Origin of the sequence: Citrobacter braakii, from assembly GCF_002075345.1 — a bacterium.
GTDB lineage: Bacteria > Pseudomonadota > Gammaproteobacteria > Enterobacterales > Enterobacteriaceae > Citrobacter > Citrobacter braakii.
On sequence record NZ_NAEW01000003.1, the window covers coordinates 160,464 to 182,781 of the forward strand.

Below are 22,318 nucleotides of genomic sequence, written 5' to 3' on the forward strand. Positions count from 1 at the left end.
TCGGTTATTGGGAAAATGACAGTTTTGTCATTTTCCTGTCACCGCTTAAACAGAGTCACTTCGTTAAAGTACAACACTATAAATTCCTACATTTTTTAGGGCCATCAGTCCGGTCAGGACGAGAAGAACTATGAGCAAATTTAAGCTTCTTACCCTCAGCGCTGTATTCGTTCTCGCCGGTTGTTCATTGGCGCCGGACTATCAGCGTCCGACATTGCCTGTGCCGCAGCAATTCTCCTTAAGCCAGAACGCCCTGGTTTCTGCACCGGTGGGATATCAGGACACGGGCTGGCGGAGCTTCTTCGTTGACTCTCAGGTAAAGGCGCTGATTGGCGAGGCGCTGGTCAATAACCGCGATTTACGTATGGCAGTGCTAAAAGTTCAGGAAGCGAGAGCGCAATATGGCGTCACGGACGCTGACCGCTACCCGCAACTCACGGCAGGTTCCAGTGGTACTTACAGCGGCAAATTAAAAGGCGATAGCAGCACCGATCGTGAATTGGAAGCTGGACTCAATCTCAGTTTCGATCTGGACTTCTTTGGTCGGCTAAAGAATATGAGTGAAGCCGAGCGGCAGAACTTCTTTGCCAGCGAAGAGGCGCGTCGGGCGGTACACATCTCATTAATCTCCAACGTATCGCAAAGTTATTTCAATCAGCGTCTGGCTTATGCACAACTGCAAATTGCCGAAGAAACGCTGCAAAACTATCAGCGTTCTTACGCTTTTGTTGAGAAGCAGTTGCTGACCGGAAGCACCAACGTGCTGGCGCTGGAACAGGCGCGGGGCGTGATTGAAAGCACGCGCAGCGAAATCGCGAAGCGTAAAGGTGAACTGGCGCAGGCGAACAACGCGCTGCAACTGTTGCTGGGTACGTACGGGAAATTACCCAACGACCAGATGCGCAGCAGCGGGGATATTAAACCAGTAACGCTGCCGCCATCGCTCTCGTCGCAAATCCTGTTGCAGCGCCCGGATATTTTGGAAGCTGAACACGGATTAATGGCGGCGAATGCCAATATCGGCGCCGCACGGGCAGCGTTTTTTCCGTCGATTACCTTGACCAGTTCAGTTTCCAGCAGCAGCAGCGATCTCTCCAGCTTATTTAATGCGACCAGCGGCATGTGGAATTTTGTCCCCAAAATAGATATTCCCATTTTTAACGCCGGACGCAATCAGTCCAATCTCGACCTCGCTGAAATTCGCCAACAGCAGTCGGTGGTGAATTACGAACAAAAAATTCAGAACGCGTTTAAAGAGGTGGCGGATGCGCTGGTGTTGCGCCAAAGCATTGCCGATCAAATTAGCGGTCAGCAGCGCTACCTGACGTCATTGCAAATCACCTTACAACGCGCCAGAGCGCTTTATCAAAATGGTGCGGTTAGCTACATCGAAGTACTGGACGCTGAACGTTCTTTATTCGCTACGCAGCAATCGCTGCTCGATCTTAATTACGCCCAACAGGTTAATGAAATTAAGCTGTTTGCTGCCTTAGGCGGCGGTTGGGTGGAGTAATCCTTAATATTAACTTTTCAGGAGCATCAAGTATGAATACTACCGCCAAAGCCGTGTTGTTTAGCTTTTTCTCTGTGGTCATGTTTAACGCTCAGGCCAATGAGCATCAGCATGGCGAGATGATGAACATGCAGCCAGCGGCCCAACAGGAAGACGTCATTAGCGCCACCGGGGTGATTGAAGCTATTGATAAAGAAAGTAAAAAAATCACGATCAAGCATGATCCCATTCCCGCGGTGAACTGGCCTGCCATGACGATGCGTTTTACGCGGGTTGCCGACACCAAGGCTGACGATATTAAACCCGGCGATAAGGTTGCGTTTACGTTTGTTCAGCAGGGAAATCTCTCTGTGTTACGCGATATTCACATCAGTAAATAACGTTCTCGCTGGTCTCTTTTATTCTTGCCCGGATTCTTCGAAATTCGGGTGAGACTATCGCGCAATGGAAATCACTATGGCGTCTTTAAATATTAAAAATACTGCGCTTATTCTCGCTGGCATGATTGCCGGTGGGGTTATTTCTGTCGGTATTTATACTTATTATTCATCAGCAAACGTAACGGCTGAAACCGGGCAGGCTTCGCAAAAAGAAGCCAGAAAAGTGTTGTTCTGGTATGACCCCATGTACCCGAACACGCGCTTTGATAAGCCGGGTAAATCACCGTTTATGGATATGGATCTGATCCCGAAATATGCCGATGAAGAGACCGCGAGCGCGTCAGCGCCTGGCGTGCGTATCGATCCTACTCAGACCCAAAATCTGGGTCTGAAAACAGAACCTGTGCGCCGTGGCCCGCTGCACTATGCGCAAACTTTCCCGGCTAACGTTAGCTATAACGAATACCAGTTTGTTATTGTCCAGGCCCGCTCCGCAGGCTTTATCGAGAAGGTTTACCCGCTAACCGTGGGCGACAAAATTAAGCAAGGTGCGCCGCTTATCGATCTGACGATTCCCGACTGGGTTGAGGCGCAGAGCGAATATTTGTTACTGCGGGAGACTGGCGGCAGTGCGACGCAGGTGGAAGGGATTCTGGAGAGATTACGTCTGGCCGGTATGCCGGAAGCGGATATTCAGCGCTTAAAATCGACGCGTAAAATTCAGACCCGCTTTACCCTGAAAGCCCCTATTGATGGGGTGATTACCGCATTCGATTTGCGTACCGGCATGAACATTTCCAAAGACAATGTGGTCGCGAAAATTCAGGGGATGGACCCGGTATGGGTCAGCGCGTCGGTCCCGGAATCTATCGCCTGGCTGATCAAAGACGCCTCGCAATTTACCATCACCGTGCCCGCCTGGCCGGATAAGCCTTTCACCATTAGCAAGTGGAATATCTTACCTAGTGTCGATGCCTCCACGCGTACGCTGCAGATCCGTTTGCAGGTCAATAACCCTGATGAGGCGCTCAAGCCGGGGATGAATGCTTACCTGCAACTGAAAACGCAAAGTGAACCGATGCTGCTGATCCCCTCAAAGGCGTTGATTGATACAGGCACCGAGCAACGGGTGATCACCGTCGATAACGAAGGTCGATTTGTACCGAAGCAGGTTGCGGTATTCCATGAATCTCAAGGGCTGACGGCTATCCGCTCAGGCCTGACTGAAGGTGAAAAAGTGGTGTCCAGTGGTCTGTTCCTGATTGATTCCGAGGCGAATATCTCTGGCGCACTGGATCGTATGCGCGCGCAGAACAGTGGTGCGCCAGACGCATCCGCAAAGCCAGCCCAGGCGACCCATTCACACTGAGGACATGATAAATGATTGAATGGATTATCCGCCGTTCGGTGGCAAACCGTTTTCTGGTGATGATGGGGGCGCTGTTTCTCAGTATCTGGGGAACCTGGACCATCATCAATACCCCGGTTGATGCGTTGCCCGATCTCTCTGATGTTCAGGTGATCGTCAAAACCAGCTATCCAGGGCAGGCACCGCAAATCGTTGAAAATCAGGTGACTTACCCGCTGACCACCACCATGCTGTCGGTACCGGGCGCGAAGACCGTACGTGGTTTCTCGCAGTTTGGTGATTCCTATGTGTACGTCATTTTCGAAGATGGCACCGATCCTTACTGGGCGCGCTCGCGCGTACTGGAGTATCTCAACCAGGTTCAGGGGAAATTACCGGCAGGGGTCAGCGCGGAGATGGGACCGGACGCCACGGGCGTCGGCTGGATCTTTGAATATGCGCTGGTCGATCGCAGCGGTAAACACGATCTGGCAGAGTTACGTACTCTTCAGGACTGGTTTTTAAAGTATGAGTTAAAAACGATTCCGAACGTGGCAGAGGTGGCCTCGGTAGGCGGCGTGGTTAAACAGTACCAGGTTGTTATCGACCCGATGAAGCTGACGCAATATGGCATCAGCCTGGCGGAGGTGAAATCTGCACTGGATACGTCGAATCAGGAGGCGGGCGGCTCGTCTGTTGAGATGGCTGAAGCGGAATATATGGTCCGTGCCAGTGGGTATCTACAAACGCTTGATGACTTCAATAATATCGTCCTGAAAACAGGGGCCGACGGTGTACCTGTTTACCTGCGCGATGTCGCGCGTGTGCAAATTGGGCCGGAAATGCGCCGTGGGATCGCCGAACTGAATGGCGAAGGCGAAGTGGCGGGCGGGGTGGTAATTCTGCGTTCCGGTAAAAATGCGCGTGAAGTGATCTCCGCCGTCAAAGCCAAACTCGACACGCTGAAAAGCAGCCTGCCGGAAGGCGTTGAGGTAGTTACAACATACGATCGCAGTCAGCTCATCGATCGCGCTATTGATAACCTGAGCTATAAGCTGCTGGAAGAGTTTATCGTTGTTGCGCTGGTGTGCGCGCTGTTCCTGTGGCATCTGCGTTCGGCGCTGGTGGCGATTATTTCCCTGCCGCTGGGACTGTGTATCGCGTTTATCGTGATGCATTTCCAGGGGCTGAACGCCAATATCATGTCGCTTGGGGGTATTGCCATTGCCGTCGGGGCGATGGTCGATGCCGCGATCGTGATGATTGAAAACGCCCATAAGCGGCTTGAAGAGTGGGGACATCAGCATCCGGATGAAAAACTGGATAACGCAACGCGCTGGAAGGTTATTACCGATGCCTCGGTAGAGGTCGGCCCGGCATTGTTCATCAGCTTGCTGATTATCACCCTGTCGTTTATCCCTATTTTCACGCTCGAGGGGCAAGAGGGGCGACTGTTCGGCCCGCTGGCGTTCACGAAAACGTATGCCATGGCAGGCGCGGCGTTTCTGGCTATTGTCGTCATTCCGATCCTGATGGGGTTCTGGATCCGTGGCAAAATACCGGCGGAAAGCAGTAACCCGCTTAACCGTTTCCTGATCCGTATTTATCATCCGCTGTTGTTGAAGGTGCTGCATTGGCCTAAAACCACCCTGCTGGTGGCGGTACTTTCAATACTGACGGTTATCTACCCGCTGAATAAAGTCGGTGGTGAATTCCTGCCGCAGATTAACGAAGGCGATCTACTGTATATGCCGTCAACCCTGCCGGGAATTTCGGCGGCGCAGGCGGCGGATATGCTGCAAAAAACCGACAAGCTGATCATGACCGTTCCGGAAGTGGCGCGTGTGTTTGGTAAAACCGGTAAGGCGGAAACCGCAACGGATTCCGCGCCGCTGGAAATGGTCGAAACAACGATCCAACTGAAGCCGCAGGATCAGTGGCGTCCGGGGATGACGATGGACAAAATCATCGCCGAACTCGACAAAACCGTGCGCTTGCCAGGGCTGGCGAATCTGTGGGTTCCGCCTATTCGTAACCGTATCGACATGCTTTCTACCGGCATCAAAAGCCCGATTGGGATAAAGGTGTCAGGTAACGTTCTGGCTGATATCGACGCCACGGCGGAACAAATCGAAGAGGTAGCCAGAACCGTGCCGGGCGTCGCTTCGGCTCTGGCTGAGCGGCTGGTGGGCGGGCGCTATATTAATGTGGACATTAATCGGGAGAAAGCAGCCCGCTACGGTATGACCGTTGGCGCGGTACAGTTGTTTGTCACCTCAGCGGTCGGAGGCGCGATGGTGGGCGAAACGGTGGAAGGGATTGCACGTTATCCGATTAACCTTCGCTATGCGCAGAGCTATCGTGATAGCCCGGAAGCGCTGCGTAATCTGCCTATTCTGACGCCCATGAAGCAGCAAATCACGCTGGCTGATGTTGCAGATGTGACAGTGGTTTCTGGTCCGTCGATGTTGAAAACCGAAGATGCACGACCCACCAGCTGGATTTATATCGACGCCCGCGACCGTGACATGGTTTCGGTGGTGAACGATCTGAAAAAAGCGATCGCTGAAAACGTACAGTTAAAGCCGGGGACCAGCGTGGCGTTTTCCGGGCAGTTCGAGCTGCTTGAACGCGCCAGCCATAAGCTCAAACTGATGGTGCCGATGACGCTGATGATTATCTTTGTCCTGCTTTATCTGGCTTTCCGTCGCTTTGGTGAAGCGCTGCTGATTATCACCAGCGTGCCCTTTGCGCTGGTAGGGGGGATCTGGTTTCTCTACTGGATGGGGTTCCATATGTCGGTTGCGACCGGAACCGGGTTTATCGCCCTGGCCGGTGTTGCCGCGGAGTTTGGCGTAGTGATGCTGATGTACTTGCGCCATGCTATTGAAGCCGAGCCTGCACTGGAAAATCCGCAAACCTTTACGGCGGATAAGCTGGATGAAGCGTTGTATCACGGCGCGGTGCTGCGCGTGCGTCCGAAAGCGATGACCGTGGCGGTGATTATCGCGGGCCTGTTGCCAATCTTGTGGGGGACAGGGGCGGGCTCAGAAGTGATGAGCCGCATTGCCGCGCCGATGATTGGCGGCATGATTACCGCGCCATTGCTGTCGCTGTTTATTATTCCGGCAGCTTATAAGCTGATGTGGCTGCACAGGCATCGCAGCCAAAAGTAATGCCTTGAAGCGCTCGCCTGCGTCGGTTTTGTTGCCGAAGCAGGCGGTGCGTTATGCCGCCAACGCTTTCACGCGTTTGCGGTACTCGCCCGGCGTGCAGCCAAATCCCCGTAAAAAGACTTTGTGAAACGACGATTCGCTGGAGTAACCCACCGACTCGGCAATAACGATCAACGGCTGCGATCCGCGTGACAGCATCTGGGCGGCGAATTGCAGGCGTAGCTCGGTTAACACCGCCAGCGGCGTGGAGTTTGATACTTCACGGAATAGCTGCGCAAAGCTGGCCCGCGACATATGGGCACGCTTTGCCAATTCTTCGACAGTCCAGGGAAAAGCCGGTGACTCCAGCATCATGAAGACAACGGCACCCAGCCTTGGGTGCAGCAATAAATTCAGCACATTTTTAGCGGGTGTCGGCTGGGATAGCCACTCGCGAACGGCTAACGCGAACAGCGTAGCGCATTGCTGGCTGCAAACGATGTTGGAGCCAGGCAGATCGTTGATGTATTCCTGCTGCATCAGCGCAATCATGGCCTTCAGCCAGTGGCTAATGGGACTGTTATCTTCTGGTGCCAGTATTAATACTTCCGGAAGGGCGGTTAAAAAATAGCGTGAAGATGCCTGCAATCGCAGGCTTCCGCAGACAATATGCGTTTGTTCTTCCCCTGTCTGGCACAGCCGATGCGCGGAGTTTTGAGGCAGAATGACTATTGTGCCTGGGCGTAACGTAGAAGACGTTCCGTCTGGCATATCCAGTTGAGCAAACCCCTGGGTTACCGTATGCCAACGGATAACGGACAGCTCACCCGCCGCGTGCGGCAGTTGCCAGTCCCTGCTCAGCAGGCAGTTTTGATCAATCGAGCCCTGCGGGTCGTTAAGCATAAGTAATCGGCTAAGTGCATCCATAAAGACTCCTGAGCAGTTCTTGTTGATGCTTGTCGAGATGAAGTAACGCTGTTACTCATTATTTATTAAATAAATTTATGGTCTTAGTTTATTTCCTCGATGGATTGAGTGGAAGATAGATAGTAGTGATTTAGATGATTTGACAGTAATTTGCGCGATATGGATACATTGTTCATGCATCGTTAAACCTATACTTCAGTTCAACAAACGAACAGTGACATGGCGGAGAGACAGCATGAATCAGTATCAGGCGATTATTATCGGATTTGGCAAAGCGGGTAAAACGCTGGCGGCTACCCTGGCGAAAACGGGCTGGCGAGTGGCGATTGTTGAACAGTCAAACACCATGTATGGCGGGACATGTATCAATATCGGCTGCATTCCCACCAAAACCCTGGTACACGATGCTGAACTTCAGCATGACTTTGCTGCGGCGATGCAGCGCAAGGCCTCCGTTGTCAGCTTTCTGCGTGATAAAAACTTCCATAATCTTGCCGATCTGGAAAATGTAGATGTGATTGAAGGTCGTGCTGAATTCATTGATAACCATACGGTGCGGGTCGTGCAGCCAACAGGTGCGATTGAGCTAAGCGGCGAAAAGATCTTTATTAATACCGGCGCACAGGCAACGATGCCAAACGTGGCAGGGTTAATGACTACACCGGGCGTGTTTGACAGCACCGGGTTGTTAAATTTGACGCAACGTCCGGAACGTTTGGGGATTTTGGGCGGCGGTTATATTGGTGTTGAATTCGCATCAATGTTTGCCAACTTTGGCAGTAAGGTCACCATTTATGAAGCCGCCCCACTGTTTTTAGCCCGCGAAGATCGGGATATTGCCGACGCTATCGCCAACATTTTACGCGACAAAGGGGTTGAGATTATCCTTAATGCCAGGGTGCAGGCGGTTTCGTCCCATGACGGCGCGGTGCAGGTGCAAATGCCGGAAGGCGTCCAGACTGTGGATGCGCTACTGGTGGCATCGGGTCGCAAACCGGCAACTGAAAATCTGCAGTTGCAGAAAGCGGGTGTGGATGTCAACGAGCGCGGTGCCATTGTGGTGAATAAATATCTGCGTACTTCGGCAGACAATATCTGGGCCATGGGCGATGTGACGGGGGGGTTACAATTTACCTATATCTCGCTGGATGACTTCCGTATTGTGCGCGACAACCTGTCAGGCGAGGGATTACGTAACACCAGCGATCGCCAAAACGTACCGTATTCTGTTTTTATGACGCCGCCGCTTTCCCGCGTGGGGATGACAGAAGAACAAGCTCGCGCCAGCGGCGCGGCGGTCCAGGTTGTCACCCTGCCTGTCGCGGCTATCCCGCGTGCACGGGTGATGAATGACACGCGTGGCGTACTTAAAGCGGTGGTAAATCGCGAAACGAAACAGATATTAGGCGTATCGCTGCTGTGCGTGGATTCTCATGAGATGATTAATATCATTAAGACCGTTATGGACGCTGGTTTACCTTACACGACATTGCGCGATCAAATATTTACTCATCCGAGCATGAGCGAATCACTGAACGATCTCTTCTCTCTTATAAAATAATAATATAGCCTGCATGATTGCCCCACCTGTGTGGGGCTTTTTTTTATCATATATAAAGAAATACTCATGAACAGTTATTCTGGCGTTATGGAGGAAATAAGATAAGCAACAATGTTTTATTCTATTACGAGTGAAATCACTAGTTAATGGAAATAGAAATGAACATGCTTAAAACTTCATTATTGTTGACTGCTTTACTGACTGCGCCGGTGACATTTTCTGCACTGGCACAGCAGCCGGTCGAAGTAGCCCGCGTCAGCGTGTCGGCAATTGCCGCCGCACCTTCTGTTGTTGAACATGCAATCGCCAGGCTGGCGCAGGAAAAGAAGGTAACTTCCTGGAAAATTACCTCAATGCGCATTGATAGCAGCACTCACGCAACCGCAATTTTGTACAAGTGAGGAGAGTCTGAATGGAAAAGTATCTGCGTTTACTCAGCAAGGGCGATAGAATTGGATTAACATTGATTCGCCTGAGTATTGCCATTGTTTTTATCTGGATTGGCTTATTGAAATTTGTACCTTACGAAGCCGATAGTATTACGCCATTTGTTGCCAATAGTCCGGTAATGTCATTTTTTTATGAACATCCAGAAGAATATAAGCAGCATTTAACCCACGAAGGTGAGTTTAAACCGCAGGAGCGGGAATGGCAGAAGGCGAATAACACCTATACGTTCTCCAATGGTCTGGGCGTAGTCGAAGTGCTGATCGCATTGCTGGTGCTGGCTAATCCTGTTAGCCGTTGGTTGGGATTAATTGGTGGCGTACTGGCATTTGCTACTCCGATTGTGACGTTATCATTTTTAATTACCACACCGGAAGCATGGGTGATGCCACTGGGCGATTTGCACCACGGTTTTCCGTACTTGTCCGGAGCCGGGCGTCTGGTGTTGAAAGACACATTAATGCTGGCGGGAGCGGTGATGATCATCGCAGATTCATCGCGATCAATTATTAAGCAAAAGTATTGAATTTTTAACGTTGTACCCTCTGTAAGACAGTAAGCCTCTATAGTTCGATTCGGTAATTACCGGGCCAGCAGGATGCTGGCCTTTTTTCTGCCCTAAGGTAAATTTATTTTACAGGTGAAATATAATTATTCACTTTTTCACAATAACTAGTCGGAGCTATATTCCTGGTTAATGATATAGTGCAGTAAGCATTTTCTCTTCTTCTTGCGATAGCACGCCAGTCCGCATACTGCATGGTCCTTCCATCAAAACCCATTCATTTCCCTCTATTTTTTTCTGTGTAGTTCTTGCTATTTGTTATCTCAAAATGACATCTCAAAAAATTTTATTATTCTCTTTTGTTATAGTTAGCCAACAACTTCATGTGGTTTTAGGCATGGCTTCAGCTAGAATTAACTTTGATTAAATGTTTTTACGTATCAATAAATGGCTAAAGATAGTTAAAAACTTAATTTTTAACCAACTGTTCGACATGGAATCCACTATGGTAATTAAGCACCAGGGGTGGATGCTGATCTCGCGTTTTGTGAGCAACCAAAAGCGAGACATATCTTAAATATGGAAATAAGGGTTTTAGAATGAGCTTTGGATTAGCAAAGGACAACAAGTTTGAAATCATCGCTACCCTTCGTGAAGAGTTGCACAAGAAAACGAAACTTGAAGTTTTATGTGAAAACCATAGTGTTATCACGCAGTTAGAGAAGATTGATTTCGAGCGGTTTGTCATCTCCGGACACGAAGACATTGTTCCTGAAAAGGTCCAGTACTTTATCCTGCACAGTGAAAGTGGGATTGTAAAATTTAGTGCCAGATTCGAACAAACCTTATCAGCAGGTGCACAAGCAGGATTATCCTACTTCATCCCGGATATGATTTTCTTTGCCCAGCAGCGACAAAATCAGCGTTTTTCCTTCCTGAAGGGTTACGACTTTTTCTGTTTTGGTCGTTACAAAAACGGAGAAAACTACTCTCTGAAGATTAAAAACATCTCGCAGGGCGGTTGTGCATTAATTGTTAAAGATGTGAACTCCCGTTTTCTCTATAAAGATGCGGTGATTAAAAATGCCGCGCTGGATTTTGATACGTTTGGCAGTTTACAGCTGGATTTGAAAGTGATCGATGTCGTCATGATCAATGAATTTGATGAGGATAATCAATTGTATGCCTGTCATCAGATCTCATGTGAGTTCGATTTTAAAAATCGTCGTGAAGAGGCAGAGGTCGAGAAGATTATTATTAAATTTTTAATGAGTAACAAGATTTGATGCTGATAAGGAGCGATGAACAGGATGTTGATGTGTGGCAGTGATAATTTTGTGGGCAACGGTTTGTTCGCCTACCTGACAAGCAAACATGTACCGATACAAACATTCCAGTTTGAGGATATGTTGCATCAGTCATCATTATGCCAGCATCAAACCATGGTTTTTAATATCATTGATAACGAACAACCATGTTCAACTATCGTGCAGTTTTTGAATAAAAACCGCTTCAAGTTTTATAATAATGTCGTGGTAATTATTGCTGATAGTTTGGTGGCGAAATTATGTGTAGAGTTATTATATGTTGAAAAAACGATAGTTTTGACGGAGAAATCTTCACTGCGCGATTTCGGTCAACTGGCGTCGTTAACGGCCGGGAAATGGAATCCCCGGCTGTATCGTTCACAGAAAAGATTAACCGAGAGAGAGCAGCAGATTCTGAATTTATTGGTAAACGGATATACCGCCAGAGAAATTTCAGAGTTAGTTAGCCTGAATTATAAAACTATCCAGGCGCATAAAATGAGGGTCGTCACCAAGCTGGGACTGACCAATACCTCGGAATTAAATAAATTAATTGTCAGATTTACCCATCGTATGTCTTTTTTACCCTAACCTGGCCATTCTATTCTGATGTAACACACCTAATAGTAGATACAATTCGGGAGTGATATTGACTGGTTTTTAATTTTTATGATTTGTTGAGGGAGAGAGGAATGTTTAATTCTAGTGAGGTGTTAACCGCGCTTGAAAAGGCATTGAATACCAGTCAGCTTTATATGGTTTATCAACCAATTTTTAATTTGCGTAATCAGCGTATTAGCGGGTTTGAAGCATTAATGCGTTGGAATAGCCCCCAGATGGGGATGATCTCTCCCGATGTTTTTATTACCTTGCTGGAAGACAGCGGCAATATCATGTCAATTGAAGATATGGTTACCCACACTCCCTGGGATGTGGCAACCCGTTGGCCAGAGCCCCTTGTATTGTCCGTCAATATTTCCGCGCTTGAATTCTGCGATCCGCTGTTACCCCAACGCGTCAGAAAAAACCTTACTGTATGTGGTCTCCCGCCCCATCGATGCCAGATAGAGGTCACGGAAACGTCGCCGCTGTGCGACAGTCAGGTCGCGGCTAAAAATATGACGGAGCTGAAGGCGATCGGGGTCAAAATTGCCCTTGATGATTTTGGAACCGGCCACGCCAATCTTAACTATCTGTTGAAATATCCTTTTGATACCTTAAAAATTGATAAGGAATTTATCGCCGGCATTGAACCCGATACCCGCTCAACAAAGATTGTTGAGGGTATAATTTCACTGGCGCACAATTTTGGTATTGAAGTTCTTGCTGAAGGGGTGGAAACCCAGTCCGAACTGGACCGGCTGATGCAGATTGGTTGTGACAAAATTCAAGGCTTTTTCATTTCTCCCCCAGTGTTAGCAGAAGAGATCCCGTTACTCCTGACGCAGTATAATCCTTAATCTTCTCCCTCTCTGTTGTTCCCCTGAATCTCGTTTGTTTCGCGTTGCCAGAGGGCCGCTCCCGCGCTTTTCCTGCCTATAAAAATAAGTCCGTAGGCCTGATACGTTAAGCGCATCAGGTAGCTTTGTATCTGTGACAGGCAAAAAAAAGCCCCCTGTTAAACAGAGGGCTAGCGAGTTTATGTCAGCTTAGAACGATTTCTTAAAGCCAATTGATGCATTAACCGGCGCTTCAACCTGCGACTTACTGCCACCGTTACTAAATTGCGTACCCAGTTCTCCGTAAACCTGCAGGTTTCTGTCGATAGACCATGACAGACCGGCTGCAACTTCAGTGCTGGAGTACTGTTGTGAAGACTCAAGCGTGGTGGTGGCTACCGCATTGCTAAAGTGCGTTTTGTCTTTTGAACCCAGACCCTGCCAGACGTTGACCCTGCCGTAAGGCTGGAATTTGCCATGGTTGGTGTCATAGTCAGCGACCAGACGTACGCCCAGACGGGCGGTAAAGGAATCCGCGGTATCCATTTTCACTTTCGTTTGGGTCACACCATCAAGCCGCCCGTTATCAAAGTCGCTGTATTGATAGATCAACTGAGCCTGAGGTTCCAGACTCCATGCGCTGGCGCCTAAACGGAACGATTTACCCACTTCTGTTGACGCCGTCAGCGTGTTGCCTCTGACAGTATACGAGCCGTTGTTACCGGTCGCCGCCAGGCGGGATTTATGGTTACCGTATTGCAGGACGTTATCAACATACATCCCGTCGCCTGAGAACCAGGTGGCGTAGCCGCCGACATAAAACGCGTTGTCGTCGATGTTGCCGCCTTTGCCGTCGCTGCCTGTCTTCGTGCCTTTCACGTTGCTGTCGATATCAAGAATGCTGGTATACATCCCGGCTTTCCAGCTTTCGTTGGCATACATATCGACGCCAACCTGAATCCCCATGGTATGGGAACTGGTTTGCGTTCCAGCCGCATCATCCAGTTTGGTTTTACCGGAGTAGCCAATCATTCTTGCCCAGGCGCGATTGTCTTCATCAATACCCGGTTTAACCTCGTCACCCATACGCTGGTGCATGTTGCCTAACAGGCTGATGTCGCTCTGACGAACGACGCTGGCGAGACCAGAATACAGCATAGTTTCTGGACGATATTCGCTTCTCAGATACCAGTTTTCACCCTGACCCTGAGCGTTACCCGCATGCAGTTGATACTCAAATGCGCCTGCTGCCATACGATCGGCGGCAAGATGGAAGGCGTCTCGTGACGTTTGTGCCGTAGTGGTTGCGCCATTGAGCGCGGTTACCACTTCGATACCATCACCAATAGTTGGTGCGCCGAGACCAGAACCATCGACATCCAATAGCGTACTACCGCTGGCTTTACCGCCATCGATAATCAGACGGTCGGCAATGCCTGCGCCGCTGCCATTTTGTGTGGCCGCCATGTTGATAGTCCCTTTTTCGCCGGTGTAATCCCCTTTGACGGTTAACGTTGTGCCAGTCTGCTGGCCGATGAGTGAAACATCGCCGCCGTTGCTCAGTCCCGCTACCGTCTGGTTGTAACCTTGCGTGTTGAGGGTAGTGTCAGCGACAACGTAGTGGTGTGATGCGCTACTCAGAGTGTTGGTATTACCCGCCTGCAGTACACCGTTGGCAATCAGCGTTGCGCCGCTGTAGCTGTTTTCACCATGCAACTCCGTAACACCGCTGCCGGTTTGATGCAGTTGGCCTTCGCCGCTGATATTACCGGTCAGCGCCAGGGTATCGCCACGATTGACGTTGAGTACGCCGTTATCAACGATATCCCCCTGAATGCTGCCGATATCACCGCCGTTACCCAGCTGTAAAACGCCTTGCTCGATGGTGGTGCCACCGGTGTAGGTGTTATCCAGCGTCAGGGTGAGGGAGCCTTTACCAGTTTTGGTCAACTGACCGTTACCTTCGACTTCCGTCAGCAGAGAAACGTTATGTCCGTTGGTGTCGAATGTCCCGCCGCCGGATTCCAGAGTCACCTGACGAGCGGTATCAAACGCTTCACCATATTTCAGCGTACCACCATTAAAGATAATTCCCGTCTCTGGTGCGCCAAGGTTGGTATCACCCGCCACCTGCAGCGTACCTGAGGTGATGGTGGTTCCACCGCTGTAAGTATTGTCGCCAGTGAGGATGAGCGTACCGAGGTCGCCTTTATTCAAGCCGCCGGTGCCGCGGATCACGCTGTCGATAGTCGCGGTGTAGTTAGCGCCGTCTACTGTGCCATCGCCGACGCGAATCAGCGTATTAGCCGTATCGGTGGTAATGGCTTCACCGCCCACGCGATAACCATCGGTGGCGAACTGTGCGCCACTGATGATGACGTCGCCTTTGCTGTTATCGACGGTTACATTGCCCGCTTCACCCTGGAAGACGGCGAACGCGGCATCGGTAAACGGTGCATTCAGCGCGCCTTCTGGCGTTGATTCATCCGTTGTCCAGTTGTCATTACCCTGGCTGGATTGCCAGATACCGTCGCCGCCGTTGATGACGCCGTTGTTTTTCAGCTCGCCATTCTCACCGCCGGTGCCGTCCCAGAAGCGCAGCGTCAGCCCGGCATGGTTGACCAGGTTAACCTGGTTTTTAACCGAGGTTTGTACGTACAGGCTGTCCGCAGCTTCCGGCGCGTCGGCAATGTCCATCACATTGTTGGTTAATGTGCCGGTGTAGTTGATGACGCGGTAAACACCAACGTCAAAGCTTCCGCCTGGAGAGGTCTGGATATTGAGCTTACCGTCGAGCGTCAGATCGCCATTGACATCAATCAGGTCATTGAAGGCTCCGCCTGGGGTATAGGCCTGACCAAACTGGTAATCAAGCTGTGCGTTATCGCTGAGCGTCAGTGAACCGGTAGTCAGTTTACCCACGCTATTGATGGCCGCACCCGCGGTAATATGGCCGTCATCCAGTACATCAACCGCGCCGCCGATAATACCGTTCCCGCCGAGCGTTGCCCCAGATTTCACCGTCACCTGACCGGTCGCGGCAGACTGATTACCGTTGACCAGCAGTACGCCTTCATTGACGTCCGTGGTGCCGGTCCAGGTGTTATCGCCGGTCAGCGTTAACGTGCCGTCACCGATTTTCACCAGGCTGCCATCGTTGCCGCTGATAATGCCGCTGATGGTGTCATCAAGATGCAGATTACCCAGCGACAACTCTTTATTGCCCAGTTCGACATTCCCCGCGCCGGACAACGAGCCGATAGATGTAGCGCTGTCGACTGCGCTGATATCGACCTTACCGCCTGCCAGGTTTTTAACGACAGTATTCTCTGCTAACGCCTGGTCCGCAAAGGTCATCAGTCCGCTGTTATTCACGCTAGCAGAACCACCGCTGGCGTTTTCTTCCAGCGCCAACGTACTGTCTTTTGACACGTTAACCGTGGCCTCGCCCGCGGTGGCGTTATCGGTTAACAGCGCTTTCGCTGTGCCCGTCAGGTTCAGTTTTGCGCTCGCGGCGGTGACGTTATCCGCCAGTGTTAACAGGCTGTCGGCGATGTTCATGGTCAGGGATTTCAGGCTGGTCTCTGTTCCGCTGACATTGAGCGTCGCCCCGTTATTGACGTTCACGGTGCTGTTTTCATTGCTACCAAAGGCCCCGGTTTTGCTGACGTTGACCGTCACATTGTTGGCATTTCCGGTACCGGCAATTTCTGTGTCGCCTTTATAGCTGTTCGCGCGATTGAGCGACAGAGTACTGCCCGCATCGCTTGAGCTGCTGGTGACTTTCAGTTTACCGTCGCCGGTAATCTCACCGGTTGGCGTGAAGTTATGTGAATTGAGGTCAAACACCGCCGCGTTATCATTCGCGCCCAGCGCAATGGTGCGATTGCTGGTCAGGTCCGCGCCCATCTGCAGCGTGGAGCCGTTGTTGATAGCCAGGTCGGTTCCGCTCTGACCGAGGTTGCTGTCGGCGGAAATCTGCAACGTACCGCCATCAATGCGTGTGCCGCCGCGATACGCGTTATCACCGCTGAGGATCAGACGGCCAAGGTCGGTTTTCACCAGCGTCAGCTTGTCAGTCGTGCTGGCTTCGCGGATGACGGACTCAATGGTCGCGGTATAGTTTTGCCCCGCGCCACCCGCGCCAACGCGCAGCAGCAGTTCACCGGTTCCCGGCGTCTGGCCTGCGTGAGTCGCGTTTTCCGTGGTGGCATAAGCGTTAAGTGCGTCGCCTTTAACGACATAGCCATCGGCGTCAAACTGTGCCCCGGAGAAGTTAACTTCTCCCGCGGCGTTATCCACGGTAACGGTGCCACCTTTGGTGGTGAAGACGGCAAAGGACTTCTGCGCCCAAGGTGCGTTACCTTCGCCCGTTGCCGTGGTCCAGTTGTTATCACCCTGACTGCCGATCGCCATCCATTTGCCATCGCCACCGTCAATTTTGCTGTCGCCCTCAATGCCCGACGCGCCGTGGCTCTGACTTACCGTCGCCCCGTCCCAGAACTGCAGGGTAACGCCGTTGGCGTTCACCAGGTTGACCTGTTTGTCGATAGAGGTCTGGACAAAAATATTGCTCTTATCCTGACTGTCCGGTATTGCGCCCAGCTCCAGCGTCTGGTTATCCAGCGTACCGCCGTAATTATAGATACGGTACACGCCCGGTCCGAAGTTACCGCCTTGCGAAGTGGTAACATCCAGGGTCCCGTCCAGTTGCAGATCGCCTGCCACGTTCACCAGATCGTTTAGCGCACCGCCTGGCGTAAAGGCCTGGCCCAGTTCGAAAGCGGAGGTCGTTTTGCTGCCAAGCTGCAGATTACCGTTAACAGATAGCGTACCCGCACCGCCGTCACCGGCGCTGATGGTTGTGGCATCGTTCATCAGCACGTTACCGCCGATAATGCCCTTACCGCCCAGTGTGGACGTGCCGCTGACGGTGGTGACGCCGCGCGCCGCGCTTTGATCGCCATTCACCAGCAACGTGCCGTTGGTAACGGTGGTGTTACCGGTATAGGTATTGTTACCGTTCAGACGGGTAATGCCGCCGCCGATTTGCTGTAGCGCGCCGATACCGGAGATCACACCGTTGAGCAGCACGGTGTTGGCGCGATTAATCGCCAATACGCCGTTGTCGATGATGTCAGAGACGGCGCTCACTTCGCCTTCATTTCCACCGTCACCTAACTGCAGCGTACCGGTTTGATCAATGGTGGTAGAGCCGGTGTAGCTATTGTTGGCGGTAAACACCGTGGTGCCGCCCGCCGCACGTTCAAATTTCCCGTCGCCGCTGATGATCCCGCGATAGATCTGTGCTGCTGAGGTATCCCCCTGAGTATCGAAGATAACCTTGCTGTCTGCGCCCTGGGTGGTGACATTGTAATCGCCAATGCTTGCGGCAGTGCTGGTTGGTTCGACGTGGTCGCCGGTACGCAGCGTGGCGCCATTGTTTACAGCAAGGGTTTCGCTCGCCAGATTCAGGTTTTCAACGATGCGTACATCTGCATTTGACCCGCTGATGGTCAGTGAATCCCAGCCAGTGCCAATGTTGGTACCGGTATTCAGGTTGTCGCTAGCCAGCGTACCAATCTTCGCACCTTTTGTATCAGTGAAGGTGAGGGCGTTGCCCGTTCCCGCTGCGGTAAGGATGTGGCGCGTTTTATCCAGCGTCACATTGCCAATGTTGGCTTTATTGTTACCGCCAGTACCCGCGAAATTCACTTCGCCAGCATAAGAGCCGCTACGCCAGTTGAAGGTATCCGTACCTTCACCGGTGTTGATTACGCCGCTGGTCACACCGCCGCTGATATCGATGGTGTCATTGCCTTTACCAGACTGAACTGCCACGGCCGAGTCGTTGATTGCCTGCAGGGTTCCCGTGTTGGTGATGGCTTTACTGCTGTCGCCGCTGGCGTCTATTACCGGTGAGGTGGTACTGGCAGAGATAATCTTGCCGCTGTTGGTCAATGCGCTAACGTTTTTCGCGATGATTGCTGAACCACCTGCGCTGTCATGCACGTTGATGTCGGCATTGGTGGTGATACGACCGTCCGTATTGGCTCGGATACCGCTGCCTTCGCTGTTGAGTACCTCAATGGTATAGCCTTTGCCGATGGTTAGATTACCCGTCACCGCGTCGCCATTACGTTGTTCAAAGGCGAAGCCGGTACCTTTACCGTTGACGTTGAGGATATTGTTCAGCCCATCGTTCATGGTCAGCGCCACGCTGGTGCGGATCCCTGGGCCATCGTTGGAGTCGATGGTGACATCACGCAGCGTGATATTGGTGTTGTTGGCATCGTTTTGAATACCGGCACCGGTACCCTCAGCGCGGATCATCACGCTTTGCGCGGCCAGAGCGCCAGCGCCTTCGGCCAGGCGAATACCGTCAGCGGAGCCATCGGTGGTAATGCTGTCGCCAGTCATACCGTTAATCAGCAGGCTTGCCCCTTGGGTCAACAGAACGCCAGCGGTGCCATCATCAACCTGAATTTTGCCCAGCTTATTAATCTGCGCGCTGGAGCCTGAGGCGCGTACGCCGATGCCGTTGCTGACATGCAGGGCGAGGGAGGAGTTATTGGTTAAGCTACCGCCTTTTTGAACATCGACACCGATGCTGTCGACGCTGGCCAGATCGATAATCGATTTGGTATCAAGGATCAGGTTGCCCAGATTCCTCGCCACATAGGCGATTACCTTGTTGCCGCTGGCTTCAGAGGTGATCTTCGCGTTTGAGGTCAGGGTCGTGCTCGTGGCATTGCCCTGCGCATTACCATTCAACTGATGCGCCTGACCATCCACAACTCCGGCAACGGTTCTTTCACCGGTTAAATTGATGGTGGTTTTATCGCTGATGGTCCCTTTCGCGCCGCCTTCGATAACCAGCGCCGCAGAGTCAGTACCCTTAACGGTGAACGTTGCTTCACCGGTATCTACGTTACTGCCTGCGCCGGTGGCGAGTACGCCCACGGAATTGTTACCGCTGAGAGTCAAATCCAGGTTGGAGGTGGACTGATCTTTCGGGTTAGTGGTATTACCGGCCAGCAATGCGCCATTGGCGATACGGAAAATGGTGGTGCGATCCTGACCGTTGTCATTCATCACCGCCTGACCAATATTGGCGGTCGCGCCCTTACCATACAGGTAATAACCAATCTGATCGGTGCTGTTAAATGAGGGGCTACTTAAGCTGTCAACGTTAGCGATGGCGTTATCACGCACGTGGACGCCGATGTTACCGGCTTTATCCAGCGTAATATTGGAATAGACGTTAACCACTGCCTGACCGTTGGCGTCACCTTCCGCCCAGATGGCGTAGTTACGGTTACCGACGCCGCCTTCACCGTCCACCACGATAGCGCCTGCAGCGCTGGTGGTGACTTCGGCATTTTTGTTATTGGCGCTAACGTGGATCCCTACGTTGTTGGTGCCATTCACGTTAATCTTGCCGTCGTTACGGATTTCCTGATTATTTTCTGCGCCGCTGTCGTGTACGGAGATGCCGTAGTTTTTACTGCTGCCCCCTTTAGAACCGCCATTGATCACGATATTGCCGGTATTGAGGACGTTGCCCGTGGCATTTCCGACCAAAATCCCCGCGGCGTTACGGACGCCGGTTCCCAGCGTGATAAGGCCGTTGTTAATCACCTCTTTGGTGCTCTTGATCATAATACCGGCGCTCAGGCTGGAACCGCCTGCCATGGTGACATCTTTAGCCGGATCGCTTGCGTCGCGACCAAGATAAATAGAGGCATTCTGAGCGTTGGTAAAGGTGGCATTCCCGGCGACTTCTACGCCATAAGCGGTGCCGCTGGCAAAGGATGTACCGCTTTTACGTCCGTCTACGACGTTAATATCGCCGTTGTTGACCCCTTGTGCATCGTCAGACAATTGCATACCAATCGCCAGCGTCAGCGAAGAAGCGGGGACGTTTTTGCTCCAGGGATCGGCTGCCGAAGCGGTACCAAAGTTATCGGTGGTGATCGCCTGGTTGATGATGCCGTTGTTAGCGATCTGGCTGGTGCCTTGACCTTGCATACCAAATGCGCCATAGCTGTTGACGTTTTGGTTGCCGTCTTTATCGATAAACAGCCCGGAGTTGATCATCCCGTTGTTGGTTGCCGTCGCGTCTTTTGCCAGCATGCCAATCGCCAGGCTCTGCCCGGTAGACGTTCGTAATGCGTTCAGTTCGCCAAAGTTTGTGATAACCCCGCTATCAACGGCTTTCATGACGCCATTAATACTGCCGTCAACGGCAAGAATCGCATCTTTGTTCAGGGTGCCGGAGGTGCCTGCGCCGTTGGCGTAAATAGCATGCAGCTCACCGCGGTCAGCGGTCGCGTTATTGGCATGCGATAAGCCGTCTGTCCAGACGTCGTAATCCCAACTGAGCACGTCTGAGGGCTTGCTGGAATTGATCAGACCATCAATCAGCTCGGCATACTTCGTTTGTGCTGCGGTGACGGTAGTGACTTCATTCGCTTCCAGCCACAGTTGGATTTGGCTGACTTTTTCGCCTTCCGGGTTTTCCGCCGCGTCGCTGCTATTGCCCAACAGCCAGTCGTTAAATTCGGCCAACTCCTGCGTGTTGGTGATGTTAAATGTGCGCTCACCCGTTTCGACGACTTTGCCGTCCGTATCATAGCCGTAGGTCATGAGCGTGACATCATCGCCAAACACGGAGGTTTGCGCTGAGCCGGCGAAGGTTTTTTCAGGAATAACCGGGGCGGCGTTAAATTTTATAAAGTTATCGGATTGCCAGTAAACCTGGCTACCCGCGTCCTGAGCCTCCAGTAAGGAGGAGTCTTTGGCCAGTAATTCGATGGTATTGGCTTTGGCGCGTACATTGAGCGTGTCGTCGCCAATATTCAGATTGGCCGTGGAGCCGTTTGTCGCCAGCGCGATGCCAAATTGTTTGTAGATTTTAGACTGCGTCGGATCGTAAGTGTTTAATGCCGAATCGCCAATCTGTGATTCGGTAAGAAAGTTACTTAACGCATTGGTATCAAAGACTTTAATAGTTGTTTTTTCGCCGGGGAACGCCGGGTCGTTAATCTCAAATTCTGTGCTCTGCGAAGGCGTTGATGATTGGTTATAAGTCAGGTATTCCGCCAGTTCCTCGGCAGTAGTAATCGTTTTTACGCCCTGGGCAGGGCTGGTGGCCTGCAGGGTGATTTTGCCGGTTTGCAGTAGCTCTCTGATGGTCGTTGATTCAACAACGCCACTTTGACCCGGACTGATGGTTGGGATCGCGCCGCTGATATTGAGTGCCTCACCAGCAGTGATATCTTCATATAAAAATCCGTAGTCGTGGACACCCTCATAATCCCCAACAGAAATACCTGTCTGGTAGTCGGCGAAGATATTATGTCCACCGATATCGATAATCGGAGTTGCTGAAGCTTGCATTGAAGCAGCGCTTAATGCGCCGGCCGCCAGTACGGCGACAGTTTTACGTGAGCTGCTTTTTTTCTTTCCTTTGGTTAATTCGGAAACGACCACCCAGATACCGAGCGCCGCGTTCCAAATAATGCTGTAAACTTTGTTCATATATAACCCTCGTCTACATTCCTGTTATGTGTATTGTTAATACATTGAGTTGTTGGCTATGGTTGGCACGCGGATGTGCTACCCGGTAATAGATTTTTGGAAATAGGATTCCCTTCCGTGCGATGCGGAATTAAAAAGTGAGCCGAAAGAAAATCTTTTAAATAATAACCGTGATAATTGTCCTTAAATAAGT

At 51.4% G+C, this 22,318-nt stretch carries 12 protein-coding genes; 10 read left to right on the forward strand and 2 right to left on the reverse strand.

Features of this window, described 5'->3' with window-relative positions; translation table 11 throughout:
- Nucleotides 1–130: 130 nt before the first annotated feature.
- The 4 genes from BZK42_RS07985 to BZK42_RS08000 all read left to right on the forward strand — a co-directional run bounded on the left by BZK42_RS07985 (nt 131) and on the right by BZK42_RS08000 (nt 6,417).
- Nucleotides 131–1,513 carry an efflux transporter outer membrane subunit gene (locus tag BZK42_RS07985; RefSeq protein WP_080858978.1) on the forward strand — a complete coding sequence of 461 codons (1,383 nt, stop codon included), beginning with the start codon at nt 131–133 and terminating at the stop codon, nt 1,511–1,513.
- Nucleotides 1,514–1,545: 32 nt separating this feature from the next.
- The gene (gene cusF, locus BZK42_RS07990; RefSeq protein WP_046275176.1) at nt 1,546–1,893 is read left to right on the forward strand and encodes a cation efflux system protein CusF; all 348 of its coding nucleotides are present in this window, start codon (nt 1,546–1,548) and stop codon (nt 1,891–1,893) included.
- Between the two features lie 76 nt (nt 1,894–1,969).
- Nucleotides 1,970–3,262, forward strand: a complete 1,293-nt coding sequence (locus BZK42_RS07995; RefSeq protein WP_080858979.1) for an efflux RND transporter periplasmic adaptor subunit — start codon at nt 1,970–1,972, stop codon at nt 3,260–3,262.
- A gap of 11 nt (nt 3,263–3,273) precedes the next feature.
- Nucleotides 3,274–6,417, forward strand: a complete 3,144-nt coding sequence (locus BZK42_RS08000; RefSeq protein ID WP_016152153.1) for a CusA/CzcA family heavy metal efflux RND transporter — start codon at nt 3,274–3,276, stop codon at nt 6,415–6,417.
- A gap of 51 nt (nt 6,418–6,468) precedes the next feature.
- On the opposite strand, the gene rclR is transcribed toward BZK42_RS08000, so the two are convergent.
- Nucleotides 6,469–7,323 (reverse strand): reactive chlorine-specific transcriptional regulator RclR, encoded by an 855-nt coding sequence (rclR, locus tag BZK42_RS08005; RefSeq protein ID WP_080858980.1) that lies wholly within the window; start codon nt 7,321–7,323, stop codon nt 6,469–6,471.
- Nucleotides 7,324–7,558: 235 nt separating this feature from the next.
- Between rclR and rclA the strand changes: the two genes are divergently transcribed.
- The 6 genes from rclA to BZK42_RS08035 all read left to right on the forward strand — a co-directional run bounded on the left by rclA (nt 7,559) and on the right by BZK42_RS08035 (nt 12,603).
- Nucleotides 7,559–8,884 carry a reactive chlorine resistance oxidoreductase RclA gene (rclA, locus tag BZK42_RS08010; protein WP_080858981.1) on the forward strand — a complete coding sequence of 442 codons (1,326 nt, stop codon included), beginning with the start codon at nt 7,559–7,561 and terminating at the stop codon, nt 8,882–8,884.
- 164 nt (nt 8,885–9,048) lie between these two features.
- A complete protein-coding gene (gene rclB / locus BZK42_RS08015) occupies nt 9,049–9,285 on the forward strand; it encodes a reactive chlorine resistance periplasmic protein RclB (RefSeq protein ID WP_326977429.1) in 237 nt (78 codons plus the stop codon).
- A gap of 11 nt (nt 9,286–9,296) precedes the next feature.
- Nucleotides 9,297–9,857, forward strand: a complete 561-nt coding sequence (rclC, locus tag BZK42_RS08020) for a reactive chlorine resistance membrane protein RclC (RefSeq protein WP_016152157.1) — start codon at nt 9,297–9,299, stop codon at nt 9,855–9,857.
- Nucleotides 9,858–10,435: 578 nt separating this feature from the next.
- Entirely contained in the window at nt 10,436–11,122 is a 687-nt protein-coding gene (locus BZK42_RS08025; RefSeq protein WP_016152158.1) for a flagellar brake protein, read from the forward strand.
- Between the two features lie 24 nt (nt 11,123–11,146).
- Nucleotides 11,147–11,734, forward strand: coding sequence for a helix-turn-helix domain-containing protein (locus BZK42_RS08030; protein ID WP_019076223.1), 588 nt, complete (start codon nt 11,147–11,149; stop codon nt 11,732–11,734).
- A 101-nt stretch (nt 11,735–11,835) separates the two neighbouring features.
- A complete protein-coding gene (locus tag BZK42_RS08035; protein WP_016152160.1) occupies nt 11,836–12,603 on the forward strand; it encodes a putative bifunctional diguanylate cyclase/phosphodiesterase in 768 nt (255 codons plus the stop codon).
- A 189-nt stretch (nt 12,604–12,792) separates the two neighbouring features.
- Here BZK42_RS08035 and BZK42_RS08040 read toward each other — a convergent pair whose 3' ends face one another.
- Entirely contained in the window at nt 12,793–22,125 is a 9,333-nt protein-coding gene (locus BZK42_RS08040) for an autotransporter outer membrane beta-barrel domain-containing protein (protein ID WP_080858983.1), read from the reverse strand.
- Between the last annotated feature and the right edge of the window lie 193 nt (nt 22,126–22,318).

Coding starts and splice junctions, on each gene's coding strand:
- BZK42_RS08025 (WP_016152158.1), top strand. CDS start 10,436: ATGAGCTTTGGATTAGCAAAGGACAACAAGTTTGAAATCATCGCTACC.
- BZK42_RS07995 (WP_080858979.1), top strand. CDS start 1,970: ATGGCGTCTTTAAATATTAAAAATACTGCGCTTATTCTCGCTGGCATG.
- rclA (WP_080858981.1), top strand. CDS start 7,559: ATGAATCAGTATCAGGCGATTATTATCGGATTTGGCAAAGCGGGTAAA.
- BZK42_RS07985 (WP_080858978.1), top strand. CDS start 131: ATGAGCAAATTTAAGCTTCTTACCCTCAGCGCTGTATTCGTTCTCGCC.
- BZK42_RS08030 (WP_019076223.1), top strand. CDS start 11,147: ATGTTGATGTGTGGCAGTGATAATTTTGTGGGCAACGGTTTGTTCGCC.
- BZK42_RS08035 (WP_016152160.1), top strand. CDS start 11,836: ATGTTTAATTCTAGTGAGGTGTTAACCGCGCTTGAAAAGGCATTGAAT.
- cusF (WP_046275176.1), top strand. CDS start 1,546: ATGAATACTACCGCCAAAGCCGTGTTGTTTAGCTTTTTCTCTGTGGTC.
- rclC (WP_016152157.1), top strand. CDS start 9,297: ATGGAAAAGTATCTGCGTTTACTCAGCAAGGGCGATAGAATTGGATTA.
- rclB (WP_326977429.1), top strand. CDS start 9,049: ATGCTTAAAACTTCATTATTGTTGACTGCTTTACTGACTGCGCCGGTG.
- BZK42_RS08040 (WP_080858983.1), bottom strand. CDS start 22,125: ATGAACAAAGTTTACAGCATTATTTGGAACGCGGCGCTCGGTATCTGG.
- rclR (WP_080858980.1), bottom strand. CDS start 7,323: ATGGATGCACTTAGCCGATTACTTATGCTTAACGACCCGCAGGGCTCG.
- BZK42_RS08000 (WP_016152153.1), top strand. CDS start 3,274: ATGATTGAATGGATTATCCGCCGTTCGGTGGCAAACCGTTTTCTGGTG.